A 21,779-nucleotide genomic window follows, 5' to 3' on the forward strand; every position below is an offset into this window, starting at 1 on the left:
GACCGTGCCGCTGACCGATCTCCCGCTGGCCGAACTCCGCACCTACCGCGGGGAGGTGGCAGAGCCCGCCGACTTCGACACCTTCTGGGCCGACAGCCTGGCCCTGGCCCGCACCCACGACCTCGCGGTGACGCTGTCGCCGTACGAGGGGCCGGCGCTGCCCGCGCTGCAGGTCCACGACGTGCGCTTCGCGGGCTGGGCCGGCGATCCGATCGCGGCGTGGCTGATCCGCCCCGCGCACCTCCCCGGCCCGCTGCCGGTCGTCGTGGAGTTCATCGGCTACTCCGGGGGGCGGGGTCTGCCGGTGGACCGGACGACCTGGGCCGCAGCGGGCTTCGCCCACCTCGTCGTCGACACCCGCGGGATGGGGCAGGACACCCCCGACCCGGACCCGAGCGCCCCCGCGGGACAGTGGTTCGGCGGGTTCATGACCAAGGGGATCACCGACCCGGCGACGTACTTCTACCGCCGGGCCTACGTCGACTGCGCCCGCGCCGTGGACGTCGCGCACGCCCTGCCCGCGCTCGGGGTCGACGTCGACACCAGCCGGGTGGTCGTGCGCGGCGGCAGCCAGGGCGGCGCGTTCACGCTCGCCGCGGCGGGCCTGTCCGGGGACCGGGTCGCCGCGGCGCTCGTCGACGTCCCGTTCCTCTGCCACGTCCGTCGGGCCGTGGACACCGCCCCCGACGGCCCGTTCCCCGAGGTCGTGCAGTACCTCCGGCGGCACGCCCCCGAGGCCGTCGAGCAGACGTTCACCACGCTGTCCTACGTCGACGGGGCGAACTTCGCGGCCCGGGCCGGTGTCCCCGCCCTCTTCAGCGTCGCCCTCATGGACCCCGTCTGCCCGCCCTCGACGGTGTTCGCGACCTACAACCGCTACGGCGAGCGCAGCGGCCGGGACGTGGCCAAGGACATCGACGTGTGGGAGTTCGCCGACCACGGCGGGGGTCTCGGGTTCCAGGTGCAGCGCCAGTTGCGCTTCCTCGAGCGCCTTGGGCTCCGGTGAGCGGGTTCGAGCCGGAGGTCGACCCGTGGGCCCTGTCCCTGGTGGCCCGTGTCGAGCGTGAACCGCTCCCCACCCACACCGACGTCCTGGTCGCCGCGGCCCGGGCCGTCGTCCTGCTGCTGGACGACCCCCGGGCCACCGACCCCGAGGGTGAGCTCCACGACGCGGTCCAGGCCTGGCGCGACCGGCGGATCCGCAAGATCTGCCGCCGTGCCCGCGGCGCGAAGTGGGAGCGCACCGAAGGGCTGGCGCACGTCGAGGCCTCCCACGGGGACGCAGTGGTCCGGGTCTTCGCCCCGCACCCGCGCGACGAGGTTCCGCCTGCGCTGAAACCCCTGCAGGTCGGCGGCCTCGACCTCACCGACCCGGAGGACCTCCGGGCGCCCGGTCCCGACGGGCTGCTCACGATCAGGCTCAGCCCCGGGGTGACGATGACCACGGGCAAGGCCGCCGCGCAGGTCGGGCACGCCGCCCAACTCGCGTTCGAGCGGCTGCCCGCGGCCCGGGTGGACCCGTGGCGGGCGGCGGGTTTCCCGGTGCGCGTCGTGACCGGGGCCCCGGTCCTGGGGGCCGCCGGACGGATCGACGTGCGCGACGGCGGTTTCACCGAGGTCGCGCCGGGAACGGTCACCGCCAGTGCAGGTTTCGAAGGGACGGTCTGACGTGCCGGAACAGGGTGTGGCGCTGCGGCGCATGGGGTTCCTGACGATCGGGTCGTTCGACCCGGCCGATCCCGGACCCGGCCACGAGACGACGCTGGAGGTCGTGGAACTCGGTGAGCAGCTGGGTTTCGACTCGGCGTGGTTACGTCACCGGCACCTGCAACCGGGGATCTCCTCCCCCGTCGCGGTGCTCGCGGCCCTGTCCCAGCGGACCAGCAGGATCCACCTGGGGACCGCGGTCACCCCGCTGGGCTGGGAGAACCCGCTGCGCCTCGCCGAGGACCTCGCGACGGTCGACGTCCTCACCGGCGGTCGTCTCGAACCCGGCGTGAGCGTCAGCACGCCCATGCAGTACGAACGCGTCAAGGCGGCGCTGTACCCCGACACCGCCGACGTCGAGGACTTCGGCTACGAACGCGTCCTGCGGTTGCAGCGGTTCCTGCGCGGCGACCCCGTGACCGACTTCGCCGGGACCGAGGGCATCGAGGTGTTCTCCGACCGGGTGGAACCGCACTCCCCCGGACTGGCGGACCGGCTCTGGTACGGCGGCGCGAGCCTGGCGTCGGCACGGTGGAGCGGTGAGCAGGGGATCAACCTGCTGGCCTCCAGCGTCGTCCGCTCCGAGGACGGGTCCAGCGACTTCGCCGCGATCCAGGCCGGGCACCTCGAGGCGTTCCGCGCGGCGCACCCCACGGGGCGCACCTCGCAGGGACTGGTGGTCATCCCCACCGACACCGCCACCGCCGCACAGCGCGCCAGGTACCAGGCCTACGTCGACGCCCGGACCCCGCGTACCCGGGAACCGCAGGGCCCCGGCCGCTTGCTGTTCGCCCCCGACGTCATCGGGTCCAGCGAGGAGATCGCCGCGCAGTTGTGGGCGCACGCGGGGTTCCGCCTCGTCGAGGAGGTCGCCTTCGCCCTACCGTTCGGTTTCGAGCACGAGGACTACGTGCAGATCCTCACCGACATGGCGACCCGGCTGGGCCCCCTCCTCGGCTGGGCACCCGCCCCCTGAACCGACCGTGGTCCCGCTGGAGACCCAGCGGGACCACGGTTCGGGGAGGTTACTTCTTGGCGTTCTTGGGGTCCGCCGCGTCGGAGGAGAGCGCGGCGATGAAGGCCTCCTGGGGCACCTCGACCCGCCCGACCATCTTCATGCGCTTCTTCCCCTCCTTCTGCTTCTCCAGCAGCTTGCGCTTGCGGGTGATGTCCCCGCCGTAGCACTTCGCGAGGACGTCCTTGCGGATGGCGCGGACGTTCTCCCGGGCGATGACCCGGGCCCCGATGGCGGCCTGGATCGGCACCTCGAACTGCTGGCGGGGGATGAGGTCCTTGAGCTTGCCGGCCATCATCACGCCGTAGCCGTAGGCCTTGTCGCGGTGGACGATCTGGCTGAACGCGTCGACCGTCTCACCCTGCAGGAGGACGTCGACCTTCACCAGGTCGGCGGCCTGCTCGCCGTCCACGTCGTAGTCGAGGGAGGCGTACCCGCGGGTGCGCGACTTCAGCTGGTCGAAGAAGTCGAAGACGATCTCGGCCAACGGCAGCCGGTACCGCATCTCGACGCGGTCCTCGGAGAGGTAGTCCATGCCCTGCAGGTCCCCGCGTCGCTGCTGGCACAGTTCCATGACCGCGCCGATGAACTCGGCGGGACACAGGACGGTGGCCCGCACGACCGGTTCCCGGACCTCGGCGATCTTGCCCTCCGGGAACTCCGAGGGGTTGGTCACCTCGACGACCCCCTTGTCCTCCAACGTGACCTGGTAGGGAACGCTGGGGGCGGTGGAAATCAGATCGAGGTTGAACTCGCGTTCGAGGCGCTCGCGGACGATCTCGAGGTGCAGCAGTCCGAGGAACCCGATGCGGAACCCGAAACCCAGGGCGACCGAGGTCTCCGGTTCGTAGCTCAGCGCCGCGTCGTTCAGCTTCAGCTTGTCGAGGGCGTCGCGCAGCAGCGGGTAGTCGGACCCGTCGATGGGGTACAGACCGGAGAACACCATCGGCTTGGGGTCGCGGTAGCCGCCCAGCGCCTTCGTCGAGGGTTTCGCCGCGTTGGTGACGGTGTCACCGACCTTGGACTGGCGGACGTCCTTCACCCCGGTGATGAGGTAGCCGACCTCACCGACCCCGAGGCCCTTCGACGGCGTGGGCTCGGGCGAGCTGACCCCGATCTCGAGGAGCTCGTGCGTCGCCCTCGTCGACATCATGACGATCTTCTCCCGCGGGGAGAGGCTGCCGTCGATGACGCGGACGTAGGTGACGACCCCGCGGTAGGTGTCGTACACGGAGTCGAAGATCATCGCGCGGGCCGGGCCGTCCGGGTCGCCGACCGGGGACGGGATCTGCTGCACGATCTGGTCCAGCAGCGGTTCGACCCCGACGCCGGTCTTGCCCGACACCCGCAGGCAGTCCTCGGGTTCGCAGCCGATGAGCTTGGCCAGTTCCTCGGCGAACTTCTCCGGCTGCGCGGCCGGGAGGTCGATCTTGTTGAGCACCGGGATGATCGTGAGCTCGTTCTCCATGGCGAGGTAGAGGTTCGCCAGCGTCTGCGCCTCGATCCCCTGCGCCGCGTCGACGAGCAGCACGGCCCCCTCGCAGGCGGCCAGCGAGCGGGAGACCTCGTAGGTGAAGTCGACGTGCCCCGGGGTGTCGATCATGTTCAGCGCGTAGTCGGTGCCCTCGTGACCCCACGGCATGCGCACCGCCTGCGACTTGATCGTGATGCCGCGTTCGCGCTCGATGTCCATGCGGTCGAGGTACTGCGCGCGCATGGCCCGCGAGTCGACGATGCCGGTCAGCTGCAGCATGCGGTCCGCCAGCGTCGACTTGCCGTGGTCGATGTGGGCGATGATGCAGAAGTTGCGCAGCAGCTCCGGCGGCGTCGAGGCGGGTGCCGGTGAGGCGGCGGCCATCGGGGACACGGGCGGGGAGCACCTCTCGATCGGGCGGGCAGACGAACCCCCATGGTCGCACGTCCGCCCCCTCTTCCGTCCGTCTGCACGTCCCCGTGCGCGGGAACCGACGGGTGCACAGCGGCGTCCCAGCTCCACGGTCACGGCGACCGAACCCGCTGGAGGTGCCCGATGCCCGAGCCGACTCCCCCGTCCACCCGTCCCACCCCGTCCCGGGGCCGGCTCCTGGCCGCGCCCGCCGTAGCCCTGGTCCTGGTGCTGGGGGCCGCCGCCTGCAGCGGGTCCGGCGCCGGCTCGGACGGCTCCGGTTCCTCCCAGGGCATGGCCGACAGCGGCGGGGGCAGCGCCGGCACGGCGGAGGGGGGCAGCGTCGCCGCCCCGGCGGAGGGTGCGGAACCCGCGGCCGTCGCGGCCGTCGGGGACGCCCAGCGTGCGGTCGTCTCGACCGGGACGCTCGCGGTCCGAGTGGAGGACCTCCCGAGCGCGACCACGGCGGTCGAGGCGTTGACGACCGGGGCGGGCGGATCGGTCGCGGCCAGCCAGGTGGGCGCCGCGGGCGAGGACCAGCAGGCCCACCTCACCCTGCGGGTCCCGTCGGCGTCCTTCGAGGACGTGCAGGCGGGCGTCGCGGAGCTCGGTCAGCAGACCGACCGCTCGACGACGTCCACGGACGTGACGGCGGAGGTCGCCGACGTGGACAGCCGGGTCGCGTCGGCGCAGGCCGTCCTCGTGACCTTCCGCGACCGGCTGCCGCAGGCGAGGACGATCCCGGACGTCCTGGCCATCGAGGGCGAGATCGCCACCCGGCAGGCGGACCTGGAGGCGCTGCAGGCCCGGCAACGGGTGCTGGCGGACCAGGTGTCGCTGGCGACGCTGGACGTGACGCTGACCCAGGGCGCTCCGACGTCGATCGTCGCGGCGAGCGACCCCGGGTTCCGAGGCGGGCTGGGTGCCGGGTGGCACGCGCTCGGCGAGTTCCTGCGGGTGGCGTCCCTCGTGCTCGGGGCGGTGCTGCCGTTCGTGGTGCCGGTGGCGGTCGTGGCCGTTCCGGTCCTGCTGCTGCGCCGGCGCCGGACGCGCACCACCGCACCGGCGGAGTGAACCGGGGGACTCCCGAACCCCTTGACCCCGGACCTGATCATCACTGAGTGTGTCTAGATGATTGCGGTGCAATTGCCCTTCCTGGTGGGGACGGTGGTGCTGGCCGTCGCAGGAGCGGGGAAGCTCCGGCACCCGGACGGTACGGCGCAGGCCCTGCGGACCCAGGGTCTGCCGTCGCACCGCGGGCTGGTGCAGGCCCTCGGCGTCCTGGAACTGCTCACCGCCGGGGCCGCCGTCGCCGGTTCGAGCGTTGCGGCGTGGGGAGTTTCCGCGTTCTACACGGGTTTCACGGGTTTCGTGCTGCTCGCCCTGCTGCGGGGACGTCCGATGAGTTCCTGCGGGTGCTTCGGGGAACCCGACCTGCCCCCCACCCGCACCCACGTCGGGGTGACCGCCCTCCTCGCGGTGGCGGCGAGCACCGCGGCCTCCTCGGGTGCCGTCGGGGTGCCGCCCGTGCTGGCCCTCGGGCCCGCAGGAGCGCTCAGCACGTTCGCCGTCACCGCCCTGCTGTGCGCGCTGTGCCTGCTCACCCTCACCGGACTGCCGAGACTGACCGCCGCCCGCACCACGATCCGGGGAGCCGCCGCGTGAGCACCGTCGTGACGATCCTGCTGGTCGGTCTGCTGCTGGCCGTGGCGCTGCTCTCGGTGCTCGTCGCCGGCCTGCTGCGCTCGCACGCCGAGATCCTCCGCTCGCTGCACGAGCTGGGCGCCGGACGGGAGGACACCGCCCCCGGATCCGGACGGGTCCCCTTCGAGGTGGGACGCGGGGTGGTCGAGGGCAGCGGCCCGACCGGCCAACCGGCCCTCGACGTCAGCGGTTCCACCCCGGCCGGCGACGCCGTGCAGGTCGCCGTCGGCGCCGCCGGGACCAACACCCTGGTGGCGTTCCTGTCCAGCGGATGCCTGACCTGCCAACGCATCTGGGACCGTCTCGCCGACCCGGCACCGTTGTCCCTGCCCCCCGCGACGCGGCTGGTCGTGGTGACCCGCGACGCCTCGGCCGAATCCCCCAGCACCATCGCGGCGCTGGCCGCCGGCCCAGGGCGGCGCGGGATCGAGGTGGTGATGTCGACGGCCACGTGGGAGGGCTACCAGGTCCCGGGTTCGCCCTACTTCGCCTACGTCGACGGGGACAGCCGCCGGGTCCGGGGCGAGGGGAGCGCGACCGACTGGGAACAGGTGGAACGCCTCGTGGGAGAAGCGGTGGGAGACAGCGTGATCCAGCTGCCCCGTCACGACCACCCGCACGACCACGAGCACCCGCACGACCACTCGCGGGACCACGGTGACGGGGCGCACCGCGAGGCCCGGGCGAACCGGGAACTCCTCGCCGCCGGGATCACCCCCGACCACCCGAGCCTGGGGCTGACCGCCACCGACCAGAGCGACGGACGCTGAGTCCCGTGGAACCCCTGGCCCTCGCCGCGCTGGTCGTGGGGGTGCCGACGGCCGCCGTCGCCGCGCTCCGCAGCCTCTGGTCCCCTTGAGGCGAGTCGATGCTGTCCAGCATCACCCCCCTCGGTGAGCGGGGACGCGCCAGCCGGTGGCCGGTCACGGTCACCGCCCACCTCGTCGGTTCCGCCGTCGGGGGAACGGTCCTCGGAACCCTGCTCGGTGCCCTGGGGCTGGTGCTGCCGGGTTCGTCCCGGGTGGCCTTCGTCCTGGCGGTCCTCCTCGCCGGCGCGACGATCGCGGCCGAGACCGGCCGGCTGCGGAGGTTCCCCAGCTGGCACCGCCAGGTCGATGAGGACTGGCTGCACCGCTACCGCGGCTGGGTCTACGGGTTCGGCTACGGCGCGCAGCTCGGGACGGGGGTCGTCACCATCGTCACCTCCCCCGTCGTCCACCTCGCCCTGGCCCTCATGTTCGGGACCGGGAACCCGCTCGCGGGGGCTCTGACGGGTTTCACGTTCGGCGTCGTCCGGGCGCTGCCGGTGCTCGCGACCCGCTCGGTCACGACGCCGCAGCGGCTCGCGGGGATGCACCGCACGCTGGAACGGCGCGCACCGCAGGGCCGGGCGCTGACCGGAGCCTGGTCGGCGGTCGTGGCTCTCGTCTCGATCGGACTGCTCGTGGGAGGTTCCTGGTGAGGCTCGACGCGCACGGCATCTCGGTGGAGGCACCGCAGGGTTGGGAGGTCCGGATCACCCGGCGGAGCACGGAGGGGCACGACCCGCAGTCGCACCGGCGACCCGTCCTGCACGCCGCCACCGTTCCGTTGCCGGCGGTCCGCGGCGACTTCGGGGGTGGGGTCACCGGAACCCTCGGCGAGCAGGACCTCTTCGTCAGCCTCTTCGAGCACGACCCGGCCGCGTCCACGACGGCGCTGTTCGCCGACACCGGGTTCCCGCTCCCCGAGCTGGCCGACTTCGCCCCCAACCGCCTGCAGCGCAGCATCCCCGGTCAGGCCGGCGGCCAGTGGTTCTTCCACGTCGGCGGCCGGGCGTTCTGCCTCTACGTCGTCCTCGGTTCGTTCGCCCGCCGCGCCGAACTGTTCAACCGGCTCACCCCGCTGCTGCGCAGCGTCCAGCTCCAGACCGTCGAAGGGGTCTCCTCGTGAAGGTCACCGAACGGGTCCTCGGAGCCGTCAGCACGGCCCTGGCCGCCCGCACCAGCCGGCGGGGTTTCCTGGCCCGGACCGCCGTCGTCGGGTCGGCGCTGAGCGTCGGGCCGTGGGGGTTCCTCACCCGCCCGGTCTCCGCCTACGCCGCGGTCTGCGGCATCGACTCGACCTGCTCCTCGGGGTACACCGTCTTCTGCGCGACGATCGGCAACGGCGTGAACCGCTGCCCACCGGGGAGCCTCGTGGGCGGCTGGTGGAAGTCCGACGGGTCGGGGTTCTGCTGCGGAGGCGCCCGCTACTACATCGACTGCCACAGCTTCTGCTCCTGCGGGTGCGACGGCCGCCGGAAGTTCTGCGGCGAGGGCTGCCGCAACTGTTCCTGCGGGTGCGGTCCGGCCGGTCAGTGCGACCAGCGCAAGGTGTGCTGCAACGAGTTCCGCTACGGGCAGTGCAACCAGGACGTCGCCTGCACGGGTCCGGTGTGGTGCCGGGTCGTGACCTGCACCCCGCCCTGGAAGATCCCCGACTGGGAGTGCACCACGACCTCGGCCACCGACCAGCGGACCGGTTCCCACAGCGCCCCCGCCCTGCGCGACTGCACCCCGATCGGGCGGGAGTACACGGCGATCGGGGGGCAGGGCGGTGTTCTGGGCGAACAGCGGACCCCCGAACTGGGCACCCCCGGTCCCGGCGGGACGTACCAGTTGTTCGACTTCGGCTCGATCTACCACTCCCCCGCGACGGGGGCCCACGCGGTGCACGGCGCGATCCTGGCGACGTTCGCGGCGCTGGGCTGGGAGGCCGGACCGCTGGGGTACCCGACCACGGACGAACTCACGACGCCCGACGGCCGGGGCCGGTTCAACCACTTCGCCGGGGCCGACGGGTCCGGCAACGCCTCGGTCTACTGGACCGAGGCGACCGGGGCGCACGCCGTGCTCGGCCCGATCCGTTCCTGCTGGCAGCGGCTGGGCTGGGAGGCCGGCCCGCTCGGGTACCCCGTCACGGGCGAGACCACCACCCCCGACGGCAGCGGGTCCTACCTCCACTTCGAGCGGGGCTCGGTCTACGCCACCGACCGGACCGGGGCGTGCGCCGTCCTCGGCGCGATCCGGGAGGAGTGGGCCGGACGGGGCTGGGAGGCGGGGCCGCTGGGCTACCCCACGACCGACGAACTCCGTACCCCCGACGGCCGGGGCCGCTTCAACCACTTCACCGGGTCGCGCGGTTCGACCGGGGCGTCGGTCTACTGGACCCCGCAGACCGGGGCCCGTACCGTCCTCGGCGCGATCCGGGACGCCTGGGCCTTCCTGGGGTGGGAGGCCGGTCCCCTGGGCTACCCCGTGACGGGTGAGACGGCCACCCCCGACGGGCGGGCCGTCTACAACCACTTCGAGCACGGGTCGATCTACTCCGCCCCGGACAGCGGGACGCACGCCGTGCGCGGCGCGGTGCTCGACCTGTGGCGCCGGACCGGTTGGGAGGCGGGTCGGCTGGGGCTGCCGAGCACCGACGAAACCCCGGTGGCCGGCGGCACGTCGCAGAACTTCGAACTCGGTTCCGTCTACGTCTCGGCCGCGACCGGTGCCCGGACCGTCTCGGGTCCCCTCCGCACGGCCTGGCTGGACACCGGCGGCCCCGGCGGCCGGATCGGGTTCCCGGTGGCCGAACCGGACCCGGTCTCCGGCGGCCAGGTGCGGCAGCGCTTCGAGCACGCCACCGCGGTCCTCACCGTGGCCACCGGCGCCGTGACGTTCACCTGACCCACCCGACCCGTGGTCCCGCGGGGAACCCCGGCGGGAGCACGGGTGGTCAGGCGACGCGGGCGACGAGGACCTGCGCGGTGACCGTGGACTTGGGGCCGGAGTAGACGCCCTGCAGGGGTGAGACGTCGGAGTAGTCGCGGGCCCGGGCGACGACGACGTGGCGGTCGCCGATGGCGATGTCGTTCGTGGGGTCCCAGCCGGTCCAGGCGCCGTCGAAGAACTCGATCCACGCGTGGCTCTCGCCCGCGACCTCCTCCCCGAGTTCGGGGTCGCGGCGCGGGTGCAGGTAGCCCGAGACGTAGCGGGCCGGGATGCCGAGTTCGCGCAGGCCCGCGAGCGCCAGGTGGGCGAGGTCCTGGCAGACCCCGCTGCGCTGGTCCCAGGACTCCTGCGCCGTGGCGTGGACGCCGGTCGCCCCCGGGACGTAGGAGACCTCGTGGTGGATCCAGCCGCAGATGCGGTGCGCGGCCTCGCGCGGGTCCGAACCGCCCGCCAGGTCCCGCACCGCCTCGCGGAAGCCCTCGGGCGGCGGCAGGGTGCGCGGGGTGGGGGTGAGGAACTCCGCGAAGTCGTCGAGGAGGGCGTCGGAGCCGAGTTCCTCCCACGTCAGCGGGTCGGGGACGACGAGTTCCGCGCGGCGGTCCGTCTCGACGAGGCTGATGCCGCGGGTGACGAGGACGTCGTGGCGGGTGTGCAGGTCGAACGCCGTGACGTGGGTCCCCCAGTAGTCCCAGTAGCGGGTCAGCGTCGCCGTGGGGCTGACCTCGACCCGGGTGTCCAGGGCGGTCTGGTCGGGCAGCGTCAACGGGGTCAGTCGCGCCTCGTTGAAGGAGACCCGGACCGGGCCGCCGTAGGTGTGGGTGCTGGTGTGCTCGATGCGCAGTCTCATCAGGACCTCCCGGCCGTCCAGGACACGGCCCCGGCCATCGGGAAGAACCGTTCCGCCACCGCGGAGGACGCCGCGGAACACGCTTGCTGCACCTGTCGCATCTGGTCGTGCAGGTCGGCCAGGAGTTCCTCCGGGCTCTGGAACTCCAGTTGCGTGCGGGCCTGGCCGATCACCCGCCGGGCGTCCTGGGCGTAGCCGACCCGGCGCAGTTGCGGGTCGATGGCCTGCAGGCACCCCTCGGCGACCTCGAGCGCCGCGACGACCGAGCGCGGGAACAGCCGGTCGAGGAGGAGGAACTCGGCCGCGTCGGCCTCGCCCGCGGCTCCCGTGCTGGAGCCGTGGTAGGTGCGCAGGAACGCCTCGTAGGCCCCGGTGGAGCGCAGCAGCAGGGGCCACTGGGTCCCCCCGGACACGACCCGCGTCGCGACGAGCCGGGCCGTCATGTCGGCCCGTTCCAGGGAGCGGCCGAGGACGAAGAACTGCCAGGAGTCGTCGCGGCTCATCGTCGCGTCGACGAGACCGGAGACGACGGCGGTCCGTTCCCGGATCCAGGAGAAGAACCGGTGGGGGCTCGCGGCGCGCCAGCGTCCGGACGCGAGCGCGTTCCACGTCGTGTTCAGCGACTCCCACATGTCGCTGGACACCGTCTCCCGCGCGCGCCGGGCGTTCTCCCGCGCGGCCCCGAGCGCCCCCGTGATCGAGCTGGGGCTGACGGTGTCGTAGGCCAGGGTCTCCAGCAGTTCCCGGCGACCGGTGCGGACGTCGTGGTCGACGGGCGCACCCATGACGCTCAGCAGCGAGCGCGAGACCGCGGCCTCGTCGATCCACGGGTCGGCCAGGGTGCGTTCGACGTGGACGTCGAGGATGCGGGCGGTGGAGTCGGCGCGTTCGACGTAGCGGCCGATCCAGAACAACGACTCCGCGATGCGGCTCAGCACGATCGACCCTCTTCCCCGAGTTTCTGCTGTTGCTGTTGCTGCTGCTGGGCCTGGTCGCTGCCCGACCCGGGCCCCGGGTCGGCCAGGTGGTGCTGCCCGGTCGGCGGCGCGGGTTCCTCGACGGGGGCCGCGACCTCGACCGCGACCGGCGGGAGGAGCTCCTCGACGGCCTCGTCGTCCCCGGCCAGGACCCAGGTGTCCTTGGACCCCCCGCCCTGGCTGGAGTTCACGACGAGGGACCCCTCGCGCAGGGCGACGCGGGTCAGGCCGCCCTTGAGGACCCGCACCTGCCGGCCGTCGTTGACGGCGAAGGGGCGCAGGTCGACGTGGCGGGGACGCAGGTGCGCCTGGGCGAGGGTGGGGACCGTCGAGAGCGCGATGACGGGCTGCGCGATCCAGCCCCGCGGGTCGGCCAGCACCCGGGCGCGCAGGTCCTCGATCTCCTGCGGGCTGGCGTCGGGGCAGACCACGAGGCCCTTGCCGCCGGACCCGTCGACCGGTTTCACCACGAGCTCCTCGAGGCGGTCCAGCGCCTCCTCCCGCTCGGCGGGGATCTCGAGGCGGTAGGTCGGGACGTTGCCGAGGACGAGCTCCTCGCCCAGGTAGTACCGGGTCAGCTCGGGGACGTAGGTGTAGACGAGCTTGTCGTCGGCCACCCCGTTGCCGACGGCGTTGGCGATGCTCACCCCGCCGGCGCGGGCCGCGTTGAGGATGCCGGCGGCGCCGAGCACGGAGCTGCGGCGGAAGTGCAACGGGTCGAGGTACTCGTCGTCGACGCGGCGGTAGACGACGTCGACGCGGCGGTCGCCGGCGGTGGTCCGCATGAAGAGCCGGTTCCCGCGGCAGACGAGGTCGCGGCCCTCGACGAGCTCGACGCCCATCGCCCGGGCCAGCAGCGAGTGCTCGAAGTAGGCGGAGTTGTAGACCCCGGGGGTCAGCACGACGACGGTCGGGTCGTCCACCCCGGCCGGTGCCGAGGCGCGCAGCGCGGCGAGCAGGTGCTGCGGGTAGTCCGCGACGGGCTGCACGCGGTGGGCCTGCAGCGCTTCGGGCAGGACCTGGGTGATGGCCTGCCGGTTCTCCAGCACGTAGCTGACGCCGGAGGGGACGCGGACGTTGTCCTCCAGGACGCGGAAGTCGCCGGCCTCGTCGCGGACCAGGTCGATGCCGGCCACGTGGATGCGGACGCCGCCCGGCGGCTCGATCCCGACCGCGGCGCGGTGGAAGTGGCTGGAGGAGGTGATCACCTTCCGCGGGATGACCCCGTCCTTGACGGCCCGCAGGGGGCCGTAGACGTCGGCCAGGAAGGCCTCCAGGACCCGTACGCGCTGCGCCACGCCGCGCTCGACCCGGGCCCACTGGCGGGCCTCGATGATGCGCGGGACGACGTCGAGGGGGAAGGGTCGTTCCTCGCCCGCGTAGTCGAACGTCACCCCCCGGTCGAGGAAGGTGCTGGCGAGCTGGTCGGCCCGGGCCCGCAGCTCGGTGACCGGGAGCTCCTGCAGCGTGTCGTACAGCGCCGCCCACTCCGGTCGTGGTCTCCCGTCGACGTCGAGCATCTCGTCGACGGCTCGACCGGCCGCCGCTCCCGCCGGTGCATCGCGGTAGCCCTCGAACACGTCACCCATGGGGCGCACCCTAGGGAAGATGACGTTTCCGGCGCGTTACGCGGACGTTGCGGCGCGTGTCGTGGACGTGTCGCCGACCCGTTCCGTCCGCTGCTAGTCTTGAAGGCGCCTTCGCCTGAGTGCGGAGGTCACGGTCTCCCGCCGTCCCTCCCGGTGTCCCCACGCCGGAAGTCCCCGGTGGAGCGACCGCCCTCTGACACGATCAGCGATCGACAGGAAGACGGAACACGTGGCGAACATCAAGTCGCAGAAGAAGCGCATCCTCACCAACGAGAAGGCGCGCCTGCGCAACAAGGCCGTCAAGTCCGAGCTGCGCACCGTCGTGCGTGGCTTCAAGGAGGCGCTCGCCTCCGGTGACGCCGAGAAGGCTCAGGCCGCTCTGGCCCTGGCGAGCAAGAAGCTCGACAAGGCCGTGAGCAAGGGCGTCATCCACAAGAACCAGGCCGCCAACCGCAAGTCGGCCATCGCCAAGGCTGCGGCCAAGGTCTGATCTCCGGATCCCTGCGAAGGGCCGGCTCCCCACGGGGAGCCGGCCCTTCGTGCGTCCGGGCCGTCCGGGGGCTCAGGTGCGCGCCTCACCGACGGTGCGGACGGCCTTCTCCAGCGCGTGCTGGGCGTCGCCTCCCCCGCCCTTGACCGCGTGGTCCGCGGCGGCGACGGCGAGGATCGCGTCGGAGAGGCCCTCGGGTGAGAGGTGCTGGAGGTCTCGACGGGCGCGGTCGATGAGCCACGGCGCCATCCCGAGGTCGTGGGCGACGTCGGCCGACCGGCCGCGCCCGGCCGCCGCGACCTTGGCGAGCTGGCGCAGCCGCGCGGCCAGCGCGGCGACCACCACGACCCCGGGGACGCCGGTGGCGGCGGCGTGGCGGACCAGCACCAGCGCCTGTCCCGTGCGGCCCTCGATGGCCGCGTCGGCGACCTCGAAGCCGCTCGCCTCGCGTCGACCCCCGTGGTAGCGGTGCACGGCGCCCTCGGTGACCGTCCCGTCGGTGTCGGTCAGGAGCTGGTCGACGGCCGCGGCGAGCTCGCCCAGGTCGCTGCCGAGGGCCGCGACGAGGGCGCGGGCGGCCTCGACGTCGATGCGCCGCCGGGCGCGTCGGACGTCGGCGAGGACGAAGTCGACCTTCTCCTGGTCGCGCTTCAGCGGCTGGCAGGAGACCTCGACGACGCCGGCGACGGCCCGGGCGGCGTCCAGGACCTTCTTCGCCCGGTTGCCCCCGCGGTGGCGCAGCACGAGGACGACCGTCTCGACCGGGGCGGTCAGGTACTCCAGGACGTCCTCGACGAACGCCTCGCTGGCCGCGTCGACCCCGTCGACGAGGACGAGGGAGCGCTCGTCGAAGAGGGACGGTGACGTCCAGGTCGAGAGCTGCCCCTTCTGGTAGCCCGCCGCGGAGACGTCGGTGCGCTCGAAGGTCGGGTCGAGCTCGCGCATCCGCGCGTTCAGGGTGCTGAACGCCCGGTCGGCGAGGTGCTCCTCGGACCCGACGAGCAGGACGACGGGAGCCGGGCCGAGGTCCTGCGGGGCGGTCGTGGCCGCCGCGGACGCCTTCTTCGCGGGGCTCTTGCTGACGGTCTTGGCGGGCACGGGCCCACTGTCGCACGCGACCCCGACAGTGACTCCCCGCCTGCGAACGGGCACGCTCCGCTGTTGCTCGTGCGGCTCCTGAGACGAGGGAATTCCCGTGAGGGTGCGTTCGAAGGTCCTCAGCGGTGCGGCCGCTCAGATCCCGGCCCGGTGGGTGAACTCGCCCCCCAGCACCGTGGCGAGAACCTCGGTGGCGCGCAGCGCGGCGGCTCCCCCGGTGGCGAACGCCTCGGCGGGGTCGACCGCGACGAGGACCAGGTCGGCGACGTCGCCGACGTGGACGCCGTCGCGGCCACCACTGCTCGCCACCAGCGCGACCTCGAACGGCAGGTGCTGCTCGGGGTGCCACGGCGCCCGGTCGTCGACGCTGCGGTGGACGGCGCTGGCCAGGGCGTCCCACGGGTCCAGCGGCGCCACGGGCGCGTCGGAGCCGAGCAGCAGCCGCGCCCCGGCGGCGTGCAACGACGCGTAGGGGTAGGCGCGCTCGGCCCCGGTGGGCCAGTGCCGTTCCACGGTGTCGCGGTCGTCGACGACGTGGCGCGGCTGGATGCTCGCGGTGACCCCGAGACGGGCGAACCTGGGCACGTCGTCCGGGTGGACCTGCTGGGCGTGTTCCAGGGTTCCGACGCACGCGGCGGCCTCGAAGCCGTCGAGGGCGACGCGGACCGCGTCGTCACCGATGGCGTGCACGGCCACGGCGAGACCGTGCGACGTGGCCCGGCGCAGTGCGGGTTCCAGTTCGGCGAGCGGGATCCGCAGCATCCCGTGGCCCCCGGAGGGGTACTCCTCGTGGCAGAACGCCGTGCGGGTTCCCAGCGACCCGTCGACCACGTGCTTCACCGGTCCCACGCGGACCCGCTCGGGAGCGCCGGGAACGCGGTCCCCGGTGCGCAGGCCGGCGGCGACGGCCGCGTCCAGCCAGTCCGGCCAGATCCCCGCCGCGACCCGGACCGCGGGGTTCTCCCGGCGGGTCCAGACGTCGATCGGGGCGTACTCGAGGTCGACGATCCCCGTCACCCCGCGGGCGGCGGCGACGCTCGTCGCCTCCGCCACCCAGCGGTCCAGCCCGCTCGCCTCGGCGGCGTCCACGGCGGCGAAGAGTTCCATCGCGGGCGCCTCCCGCAGCACCCCGCTGGGTTCCCCGACGCCGAAGCGGGTGGCCGCCGCGGAGTTCAGCCAGGCCGCGTGCAGGTCCCCGCTCACGACGACCACCGGGCGGTCGGGGAACCGGGCGTCCAGCGCGTCCCGGTGGGCGGGTTCGCTCCACAGCCCGTCCCGGTAGCCGTGACCCAGCACGAGGTCGGAACCCGGCACCGCCCGGGCGAGGAGGACGTCGGCGACCTCCGCGGGCGAGGTCGCCGCCGCCACGTCGATGCGCCGGCGGGCGGCGGCCCACTGGGTGAGGTGGACGTGGGAGTCGACCAGACCCGGCAGCAGGACGGCCCCGCCGGCCTCGACGACCTGCACGCCGTCCCGCGGGTCGAGGCCCGTGCCCGCCGCGCGGAGGTCGTCGCCGATCGCGACGACGCGGCCGCCGGCGAGCAGGACGTCGCAGATCCGGCCGTCCCGCCGGACCTCGTGCAGCAGCAGCGGGGCGGGCGACGCACTCATCGACTGACCTCGAGACGGGCGGCCCGGCGGCGGGCCTGTTCGGCCGGGTCGGGCACCGGCGCCGCCGCCGGCAGCCGTGCACGGCGATCGTCTCGCACAGCGGGGCGGACCCGCCACAGCACTCAGCGCGGTGTGGGCGCTGCTGCGACCGGGCCGGTGAGCGAGGCGAGCATCCGGAGCTTCTCGTCGCTGGGGCTGCCCCGGTCCGCGTAGTAGAGGACCAGGAGCACCCCGTCGACGGGCAGCTTGTCGCGGTGCAGCTGCAGTTCGCCGACGACGGGGTGGTTCACGATCGCCGACCCACCCTCCAGGACGCGGACGTCGTGGCGTCCCCAGAGGTCCCGGAACCGGTCGCTGGTCAGGGCGAGTTCCCCGACGAGTTCGACGATCCGGGGGTCCTCGACCTCGTTCCCGACGGACCCGCGCAACGCCGCGACGAGCCCCTCGGTGGCAGCTTCCCAGTTCTGGTGGAACTCCCGCTCCTCCGGGTCCAGCATCAGCGAGCGGAGGCGGTTGTTCCCAGAGCGCAACCGCGGGGAGAACGCGACCGCGAGGTCGTTGGCGGCGAGGACGTCGAAGGCCCGTCCCTCCACGAACGCCGGCACCCCGACGCTCGCCAGCAACTGGTGCAGCCGCGCGGGAACGCGTTCCGGTCGGGGTCGTCGGCGGGGTCGCGCCCGGGTGGTGGCGAGACCGAGGAGGTACTCGTGGTCGAGCTCGCCGAGCTGCAGGACCCGGGCGATCGCGCCGAGGACCTGGGCGGAGGGGTTCTTGTCCCGACCGCGTTCGAGACGCAGGTAGTAGTCGCCGCTGATCCCCGCGAGGAGGGCGACCTCCTCGCGCCGCAGCCCGGGAACCCGGCGGTTCCCGCCGCCCGGCAGTCCCGCCTGTTCCGGGGTGACCAGACCCCGCCGCGCCCGGAGGTACTCCCCCAGCCGGTTCGCCCGCTCCTCGCTCACCCTCCGATCGTAGGTCCGACGCGCTGCCGCAGAGGGGGTCCTGCCAGGACCCCGGACGAGCGGGGTCCTGGCCGGGTCTCGCGCCCCGGCGCACCGTGGAGGCATGGACACCAGCAACCGCACCGTCTTCCTCCCCGGCGCCACCTCGGGCATCGGCCTCGCCCTGGCCCGGCACCTCCGCGCCGCGGGCAGCACCGTCGTGGTGGGCGGCCGCCGCGCCGACCTGCTCGAGACGCTCGCCGCGGAGGGCTTCGCCACCGTCGCGATCGACGTGACCGACCCGGCGAGCGTCGAGAACGCCCGCGACACCGTGCTCCGCGAGCACCCCGACCTCGACACCGTCGTCACCATGTCGGGAGTGATGCTCGTCGAGGACCTCCGCGACCCCGCGCACTTCGCCGCCGCGCAGCTGAGCGTCGAGACGAACCTGCTCGGCACGATCCGACTCATCGACGCGTTCATCCCGCACCTGCTGGCCCGCGGGTCGGGGACGATCGTCACCGTCACCTCCGGCATCGGTTTCCTGCCCTTCCCGCTGATGCCGACCTACGCCGCCACGAAGGCCGGCGTCCACGCCTACTCCGAGGCGCTGCGCGCCCAGCTGGCCGGCACCGGGGTCGAGGTCACCGAACTCGTCCCGCCCGCGGTGGCGACCAGCCCCGAGGTGAGGCGGAGCAACCCCGCCGCCCTCGACCTCGAGGAGTTCGTCACCGAGGTGATGGGCCTCCTCGGTGCGGACCCGACCCCCCACGAGATCCTCGTCGAAGGGGTCCGCATGCACCGCTGGGCGGAACGCGACGGGACCTACGACGAACTCGTCGCGCGGCGTTCGCAGGCGTTGGTGACGTTGCCGGGCCGTTGACCGCGGGTGGACGCCGGCGGTTCGGGGTCCACCCCTCAGCCGTTGGAGTACTTCGCCCGCCGCTCCGCCTGCGTCGGGTCCGAACCCCGCACCACCGTCCGCAACGCCCCCGCGGACCCCGCCACCGCCACGTCTCCGTCGGTGTCCGTCCGCAGCACCCGCGCGCCCGTCCGCGCCAGCAGGTCCAGCGTCGGCGCGGCCGGGTGGCCGTAGTCGTTGACCTCCCCCACCTCCACGATCGCCACCCGCGGCCTGAGTTCCGTGTAGAGCTCGGGGAACTGGTTCGCCGATCCGTGGTGGGCGACCTTCACGACGTCCACCACCGTCCCCTCGGGAACCTCCGACAACGCCCGCCGCTGACCGTCGCGTTCCAGGTCGCCGGTCAGCAGCACCGACACCCCGGCCACGTCCGCCAGCAACGCGATGCTCGCGTCGTTCACGTCGGAGGAGTCCGGCGCGGACTCCTCCGACACGGCGGGCAGCGGCGCCAGCACCGTCCACGACACCGAACCCGCCGAACCGGTCAGGCCGGAACTCAGCACCGTGACGTCCGCCCCGGCACCTGCCGCGATCTCCGCCACCCTGCGCGCGGCGGGTTCGACGGCCAACGGCGAGACGAACACCTCCCCCACCTCCCGCCCGTCCACCGCACCGGCGAAACCCCCGACGTGGTCGGCGTGGAAGTGGGTCAGCACCACCGCGTCCAGCCGCTGCACCCCCAACCGGTCCAGGCACCCGTCGACCAGCACGTCGTCCGGACCCGCGTCGACCAGCACCGCCGACGACGGCCCCGACCGCAGGACGACCGAGTCGCCCTGCCCCACGTCGCACCCGACGACCAGCCAGTCCGGCGGCGGCCACGGCCCCGACGGCGCACCCCAGCGCGGCGCGCACCGCACCAGTGCCGCACCGCCCACCACCAGCACGAGGGCCAGCCCCAACCACCTCCGCGGCCGGGAACCACTACCCCGGGAACCACTGCGCCGGAAACGCACCACGGCCGCCACCGCCCCGAGCAGCAGCACCGTCAGGACGACCACGACCAGCACCCCGGTCACCCCGCCGGGAACGGTCACCGCCACCGGCAGCCTCGCGGCGACGCGGGCGAGACCGGCGATCCACCACGCGCACAACCCCGCCGGCCAGGCCAGCCACGTCGCCCCGGTCGACCACACCGGCGAGACGAGCGTCGCCGCCAACCCCAGCACCGTCGCCGGCGCCACCGCGGGGGCGACGAGGACGTTCGCCGGGATCGACAGCGGGTTCACCGCCGGCTGCAGCAGCACCAGCACCGGGCCGCAGACCACCTGCGCCGACACCGGGACCGCCACCGCGAAGGCCACCGGGCGCGGGAACCCCAACTCCAGCAACCGTTCCGCGAAGGGGCGCCCCAGCAGCACCAACGCCCCCGTCGCCAGCACCGAGAGCACGAACCCGAACTCGCGCGCGAGCCACGGATCCGCGACCAGCAGCACCAGCACCGCCGCGGCCAGCACGGGGACTCCCCGCACGGGTCGGCCCACCGCCAACCCGACCAGCCCGACACCCCCCATCACCGCGGCGCGCAGCACGCTCGGATCCGGCCGGGCGAGCACGACGAAACCCACCAGACCGGTCGCCGCGACGACGAGGCGGGCCCGCCGGCCGAACCCCAGCCACGACGCGACCAGCACGAGGAACCCCACGACGAGGGTCGTGTTCGACCCGCTCACCGCGGTCAGGTGGGTCAGCCCGACGGCCTTCATGTCGTCCTCGAGGTCGCTCGGGAGGCGGGACGTGTCGCCGACGACGAGGCCGGGCAGCAGCCCGCGGGCGTCCGCGGGTTGCGGTTCCACCGCCTCCCTCAGACCCCCGCGCAGCCGCTCCGCGCCCCGGAACACGCGGCCGGCCGATCCCACCACCTCGGGTCGCCCGCTCGAGGAGACCACGGCGACGGACCGTTCACCGGGGTCCGCGGGTCCCAGCCGACCGCCGAACTCCACGCGCTCCCCGAGGTGCACCCGAGCCCACCCCTCGACGTCGGCGAACACCGTCACGCGCGCCGCGACCGGGATGTCACGACCGCGAGCCTGCAGTCGCGACACCGTCACCTCGACGACGACCCGCGGCGGTCCGCCGGGCCGCAGCGCCGTGATGGCCCGGGGATCGCTGCTCACGACGCCGGTCGCGGTGACGCTCACCTGCCGTTCCGCGAGATCGGCGATGCCCCCGTGGGTGGACCGGGCCTGGTGCAGCACGACCGAGGTCAGGACGAGTGCGGTCGCGACGAGCACCAGGAGGAGCCGGGCTCCCCGGCGGAGCACTACGAGCGCGCCGCCGGTCAGCGCCACCCCGACGAGCAGACCGCCGAGGGACGTCCTGGCGGCGAGCGGGTGGGCGATCAGGACGAACGCCGACAGCCAGGCCAGGACGGCGGCCGCCACGAGCCGCAGGTCGAGTCCGACGGTCACACCGTCACCAGGTCCCGGACCCCGTCCAGCAGTTTCGGCCCGATGCCGGTCACCTCACCGAGGTCGTCGACGGAGGTGAACCGGCCGTTCTCCTCCCGCCAGGCGACGATCCGGCCGGCGAGCACCTCCCCCACCCCCGGCAGGGCGTCGAGCTGCTCGGCCGTGGCCGCGTTCAGGTTCAGCGGTCCACTGCCGCCGGAGCCACTCGCCACCACCGGCCCCGCGACGGCCTGCCCCGGAGCGGGCACCAGGACCTGCTCGCCGTCGACCAGGACACGCGCGAGGTTCACCGCGTCGAGGTCGGCGTCCGGCAACGGACCGCCCACCGCGGCGAGGGCGTCCCCGACCCGGCTCCCGCCGGGCAACGTCACCAGCCCCGGGGTCGCGACCCGTCCCGCGACGTGCACGACGACCGGGGTGCCCGAGACGTCCGGCGCGGGAGAGCTCGAGACCGCCACCGTCGCCGTCCGTCCGGGCAGGACGTCCCCCGCGGGCGTCGCGTCCTCGGGCCAGGAACGCCACGCGGCGACGGCCAGCCCCGCGGCCACCAGCAACGCGACGATCAGCACCCCGACCGCAGCGCGCGGACTCACCCGCACCCGCGCCGCCCGGACGGAGGGCGGTGTCCGGTCGGCGATCCGCCGGCGCAGTTCGCCGGTACCGGAAGCGAACGGCTCCTCGGTCTCGTCGTCCCAGTCCTCCTCGAGGTCGTCCTCCACCGCGTCGGGCACGACGGGTTCCACCCGCCGGAACTGTCGGGACGCCAGCGCACGCGCTCGGTGCGCCGACTCACGCGGCCGGTAGGAGGAGGACACCTCGGCACGCTAGGTGGGCGCCCGGCA

Annotated in this window: 20 protein-coding genes; 11 read left to right on the forward strand and 9 right to left on the reverse strand. The window is 73.7% G+C overall.

Going from position 1 to position 21,779, the window contains the following annotated elements; translation table 11 throughout:
- Window positions 1-4 precede the first annotated feature (4 nt).
- From SJY07_RS04490 to SJY07_RS04500, 3 genes are read left to right on the forward strand one after another with little or no spacing between them, the layout of a single operon-like run.
- Window positions 5-1,006 (forward strand): acetylxylan esterase, encoded by a 1,002-nt coding sequence (locus SJY07_RS04490; RefSeq protein WP_380157291.1) that lies wholly within the window; start codon window positions 5-7, stop codon window positions 1,004-1,006.
- Window positions 1,003-1,668 carry a hypothetical protein gene (locus SJY07_RS04495; protein ID WP_328295437.1) on the forward strand — a complete coding sequence of 222 codons (666 nt, stop codon included), beginning with the start codon at window positions 1,003-1,005 and terminating at the stop codon, window positions 1,666-1,668. The genes SJY07_RS04490 and SJY07_RS04495 overlap by 4 nt, the downstream gene beginning before the upstream one ends.
- A gap of 1 nt (window position 1,669) precedes the next feature.
- Complete coding sequence (locus SJY07_RS04500) at window positions 1,670-2,683, forward strand: LLM class flavin-dependent oxidoreductase (RefSeq protein ID WP_380157293.1); 1,014 nt, start codon at window positions 1,670-1,672, stop codon at window positions 2,681-2,683.
- Window positions 2,684-2,732: 49 nt separating this feature from the next.
- On the opposite strand, the gene lepA is transcribed toward SJY07_RS04500, so the two are convergent.
- Complete coding sequence (gene lepA, locus SJY07_RS04505) at window positions 2,733-4,580, reverse strand: translation elongation factor 4 (RefSeq protein WP_328296280.1); 1,848 nt, start codon at window positions 4,578-4,580, stop codon at window positions 2,733-2,735.
- 171 nt (window positions 4,581-4,751) lie between these two features.
- Between lepA and SJY07_RS04510 the strand changes: the two genes are divergently transcribed.
- The 6 genes from SJY07_RS04510 to SJY07_RS04535 all read left to right on the forward strand — a co-directional run bounded on the left by SJY07_RS04510 (window position 4,752) and on the right by SJY07_RS04535 (window position 10,009).
- Window positions 4,752-5,681 carry a DUF4349 domain-containing protein gene (locus SJY07_RS04510; protein WP_380157295.1) on the forward strand — a complete coding sequence of 310 codons (930 nt, stop codon included), beginning with the start codon at window positions 4,752-4,754 and terminating at the stop codon, window positions 5,679-5,681.
- Between the two features lie 66 nt (window positions 5,682-5,747).
- Window positions 5,748-6,272, forward strand: a complete 525-nt coding sequence (locus SJY07_RS04515; RefSeq protein WP_380157297.1) for a MauE/DoxX family redox-associated membrane protein — start codon at window positions 5,748-5,750, stop codon at window positions 6,270-6,272.
- Window positions 6,269-7,081: a hypothetical protein gene (locus tag SJY07_RS04520; RefSeq protein WP_380157299.1), complete on the forward strand. Its 813-nt coding sequence runs from the start codon at window positions 6,269-6,271 to the stop codon at window positions 7,079-7,081. Before SJY07_RS04515 ends, SJY07_RS04520 begins: the two co-directional genes overlap by 4 nt.
- A gap of 98 nt (window positions 7,082-7,179) precedes the next feature.
- On the forward strand, window positions 7,180-7,773 hold the full coding sequence (locus tag SJY07_RS04525; protein ID WP_328295432.1) for a hypothetical protein: 594 nt from the start codon (window positions 7,180-7,182) through the stop codon (window positions 7,771-7,773).
- Complete coding sequence (locus SJY07_RS04530; RefSeq protein ID WP_328295431.1) at window positions 7,770-8,243, forward strand: hypothetical protein; 474 nt, start codon at window positions 7,770-7,772, stop codon at window positions 8,241-8,243. Before SJY07_RS04525 ends, SJY07_RS04530 begins: the two co-directional genes overlap by 4 nt.
- Window positions 8,240-10,009, forward strand: coding sequence for a twin-arginine translocation signal domain-containing protein (locus tag SJY07_RS04535; protein ID WP_380157301.1), 1,770 nt, complete (start codon window positions 8,240-8,242; stop codon window positions 10,007-10,009). The genes SJY07_RS04530 and SJY07_RS04535 overlap by 4 nt, the downstream gene beginning before the upstream one ends.
- Window positions 10,010-10,058: 49 nt before the next feature.
- Here the strand turns inward: SJY07_RS04535 and SJY07_RS04540 are convergent, their stop codons facing one another.
- The 3 genes from SJY07_RS04540 to SJY07_RS04550 are packed head-to-tail and all read right to left on the reverse strand — an operon-like array spanning window position 10,059 to window position 13,467.
- The gene (locus SJY07_RS04540) at window positions 10,059-10,901 is read right to left on the reverse strand and encodes a transglutaminase family protein (protein ID WP_328295429.1); all 843 of its coding nucleotides are present in this window, start codon (window positions 10,899-10,901) and stop codon (window positions 10,059-10,061) included.
- Entirely contained in the window at window positions 10,901-11,839 is a 939-nt protein-coding gene (locus SJY07_RS04545) for an alpha-E domain-containing protein (RefSeq protein ID WP_328295428.1), read from the reverse strand. Before SJY07_RS04545 ends, SJY07_RS04540 begins: the two co-directional genes overlap by 1 nt.
- Window positions 11,833-13,467 carry a circularly permuted type 2 ATP-grasp protein gene (locus SJY07_RS04550; protein WP_380157303.1) on the reverse strand — a complete coding sequence of 545 codons (1,635 nt, stop codon included), beginning with the start codon at window positions 13,465-13,467 and terminating at the stop codon, window positions 11,833-11,835. Before SJY07_RS04550 ends, SJY07_RS04545 begins: the two co-directional genes overlap by 7 nt.
- A gap of 229 nt (window positions 13,468-13,696) precedes the next feature.
- Here SJY07_RS04550 and rpsT point away from each other — a divergent pair, with 229 nt between their 5' ends.
- Window positions 13,697-13,957, forward strand: coding sequence for a 30S ribosomal protein S20 (gene rpsT, locus SJY07_RS04555; RefSeq protein ID WP_328295426.1), 261 nt, complete (start codon window positions 13,697-13,699; stop codon window positions 13,955-13,957).
- Window positions 13,958-14,029: 72 nt separating this feature from the next.
- Here the strand turns inward: rpsT and holA are convergent, their stop codons facing one another.
- The 3 genes from holA to SJY07_RS04570 all read right to left on the reverse strand — a co-directional run bounded on the left by holA (window position 14,030) and on the right by SJY07_RS04570 (window position 17,625).
- Window positions 14,030-15,055 (reverse strand): DNA polymerase III subunit delta, encoded by a 1,026-nt coding sequence (gene holA, locus SJY07_RS04560; protein WP_380157305.1) that lies wholly within the window; start codon window positions 15,053-15,055, stop codon window positions 14,030-14,032.
- A 135-nt stretch (window positions 15,056-15,190) separates the two neighbouring features.
- A complete protein-coding gene (locus SJY07_RS04565) occupies window positions 15,191-16,666 on the reverse strand; it encodes an amidohydrolase (RefSeq protein WP_380157307.1) in 1,476 nt (491 codons plus the stop codon).
- 122 nt (window positions 16,667-16,788) lie between these two features.
- Complete coding sequence (locus SJY07_RS04570) at window positions 16,789-17,625, reverse strand: helix-turn-helix domain-containing protein (protein WP_380157309.1); 837 nt, start codon at window positions 17,623-17,625, stop codon at window positions 16,789-16,791.
- A 103-nt stretch (window positions 17,626-17,728) separates the two neighbouring features.
- Here SJY07_RS04570 and SJY07_RS04575 point away from each other — a divergent pair, with 103 nt between their 5' ends.
- Complete coding sequence (locus SJY07_RS04575; protein WP_380157311.1) at window positions 17,729-18,487, forward strand: SDR family oxidoreductase; 759 nt, start codon at window positions 17,729-17,731, stop codon at window positions 18,485-18,487.
- A 35-nt stretch (window positions 18,488-18,522) separates the two neighbouring features.
- On the opposite strand, the gene SJY07_RS04580 is transcribed toward SJY07_RS04575, so the two are convergent.
- Entirely contained in the window at window positions 18,523-20,937 is a 2,415-nt protein-coding gene (locus SJY07_RS04580) for a ComEC/Rec2 family competence protein (RefSeq protein WP_380157313.1), read from the reverse strand.
- Complete coding sequence (locus SJY07_RS04585; protein WP_328295420.1) at window positions 20,934-21,680, reverse strand: ComEA family DNA-binding protein; 747 nt, start codon at window positions 21,678-21,680, stop codon at window positions 20,934-20,936. Before SJY07_RS04585 ends, SJY07_RS04580 begins: the two co-directional genes overlap by 4 nt.
- Window positions 21,681-21,779 lie beyond the last annotated feature (99 nt).

This window comes from Kineococcus sp. R86509, from assembly GCF_042466365.1.
Taxonomy (GTDB): domain Bacteria; phylum Actinomycetota; class Actinomycetes; order Actinomycetales; family Kineococcaceae; genus Kineococcus.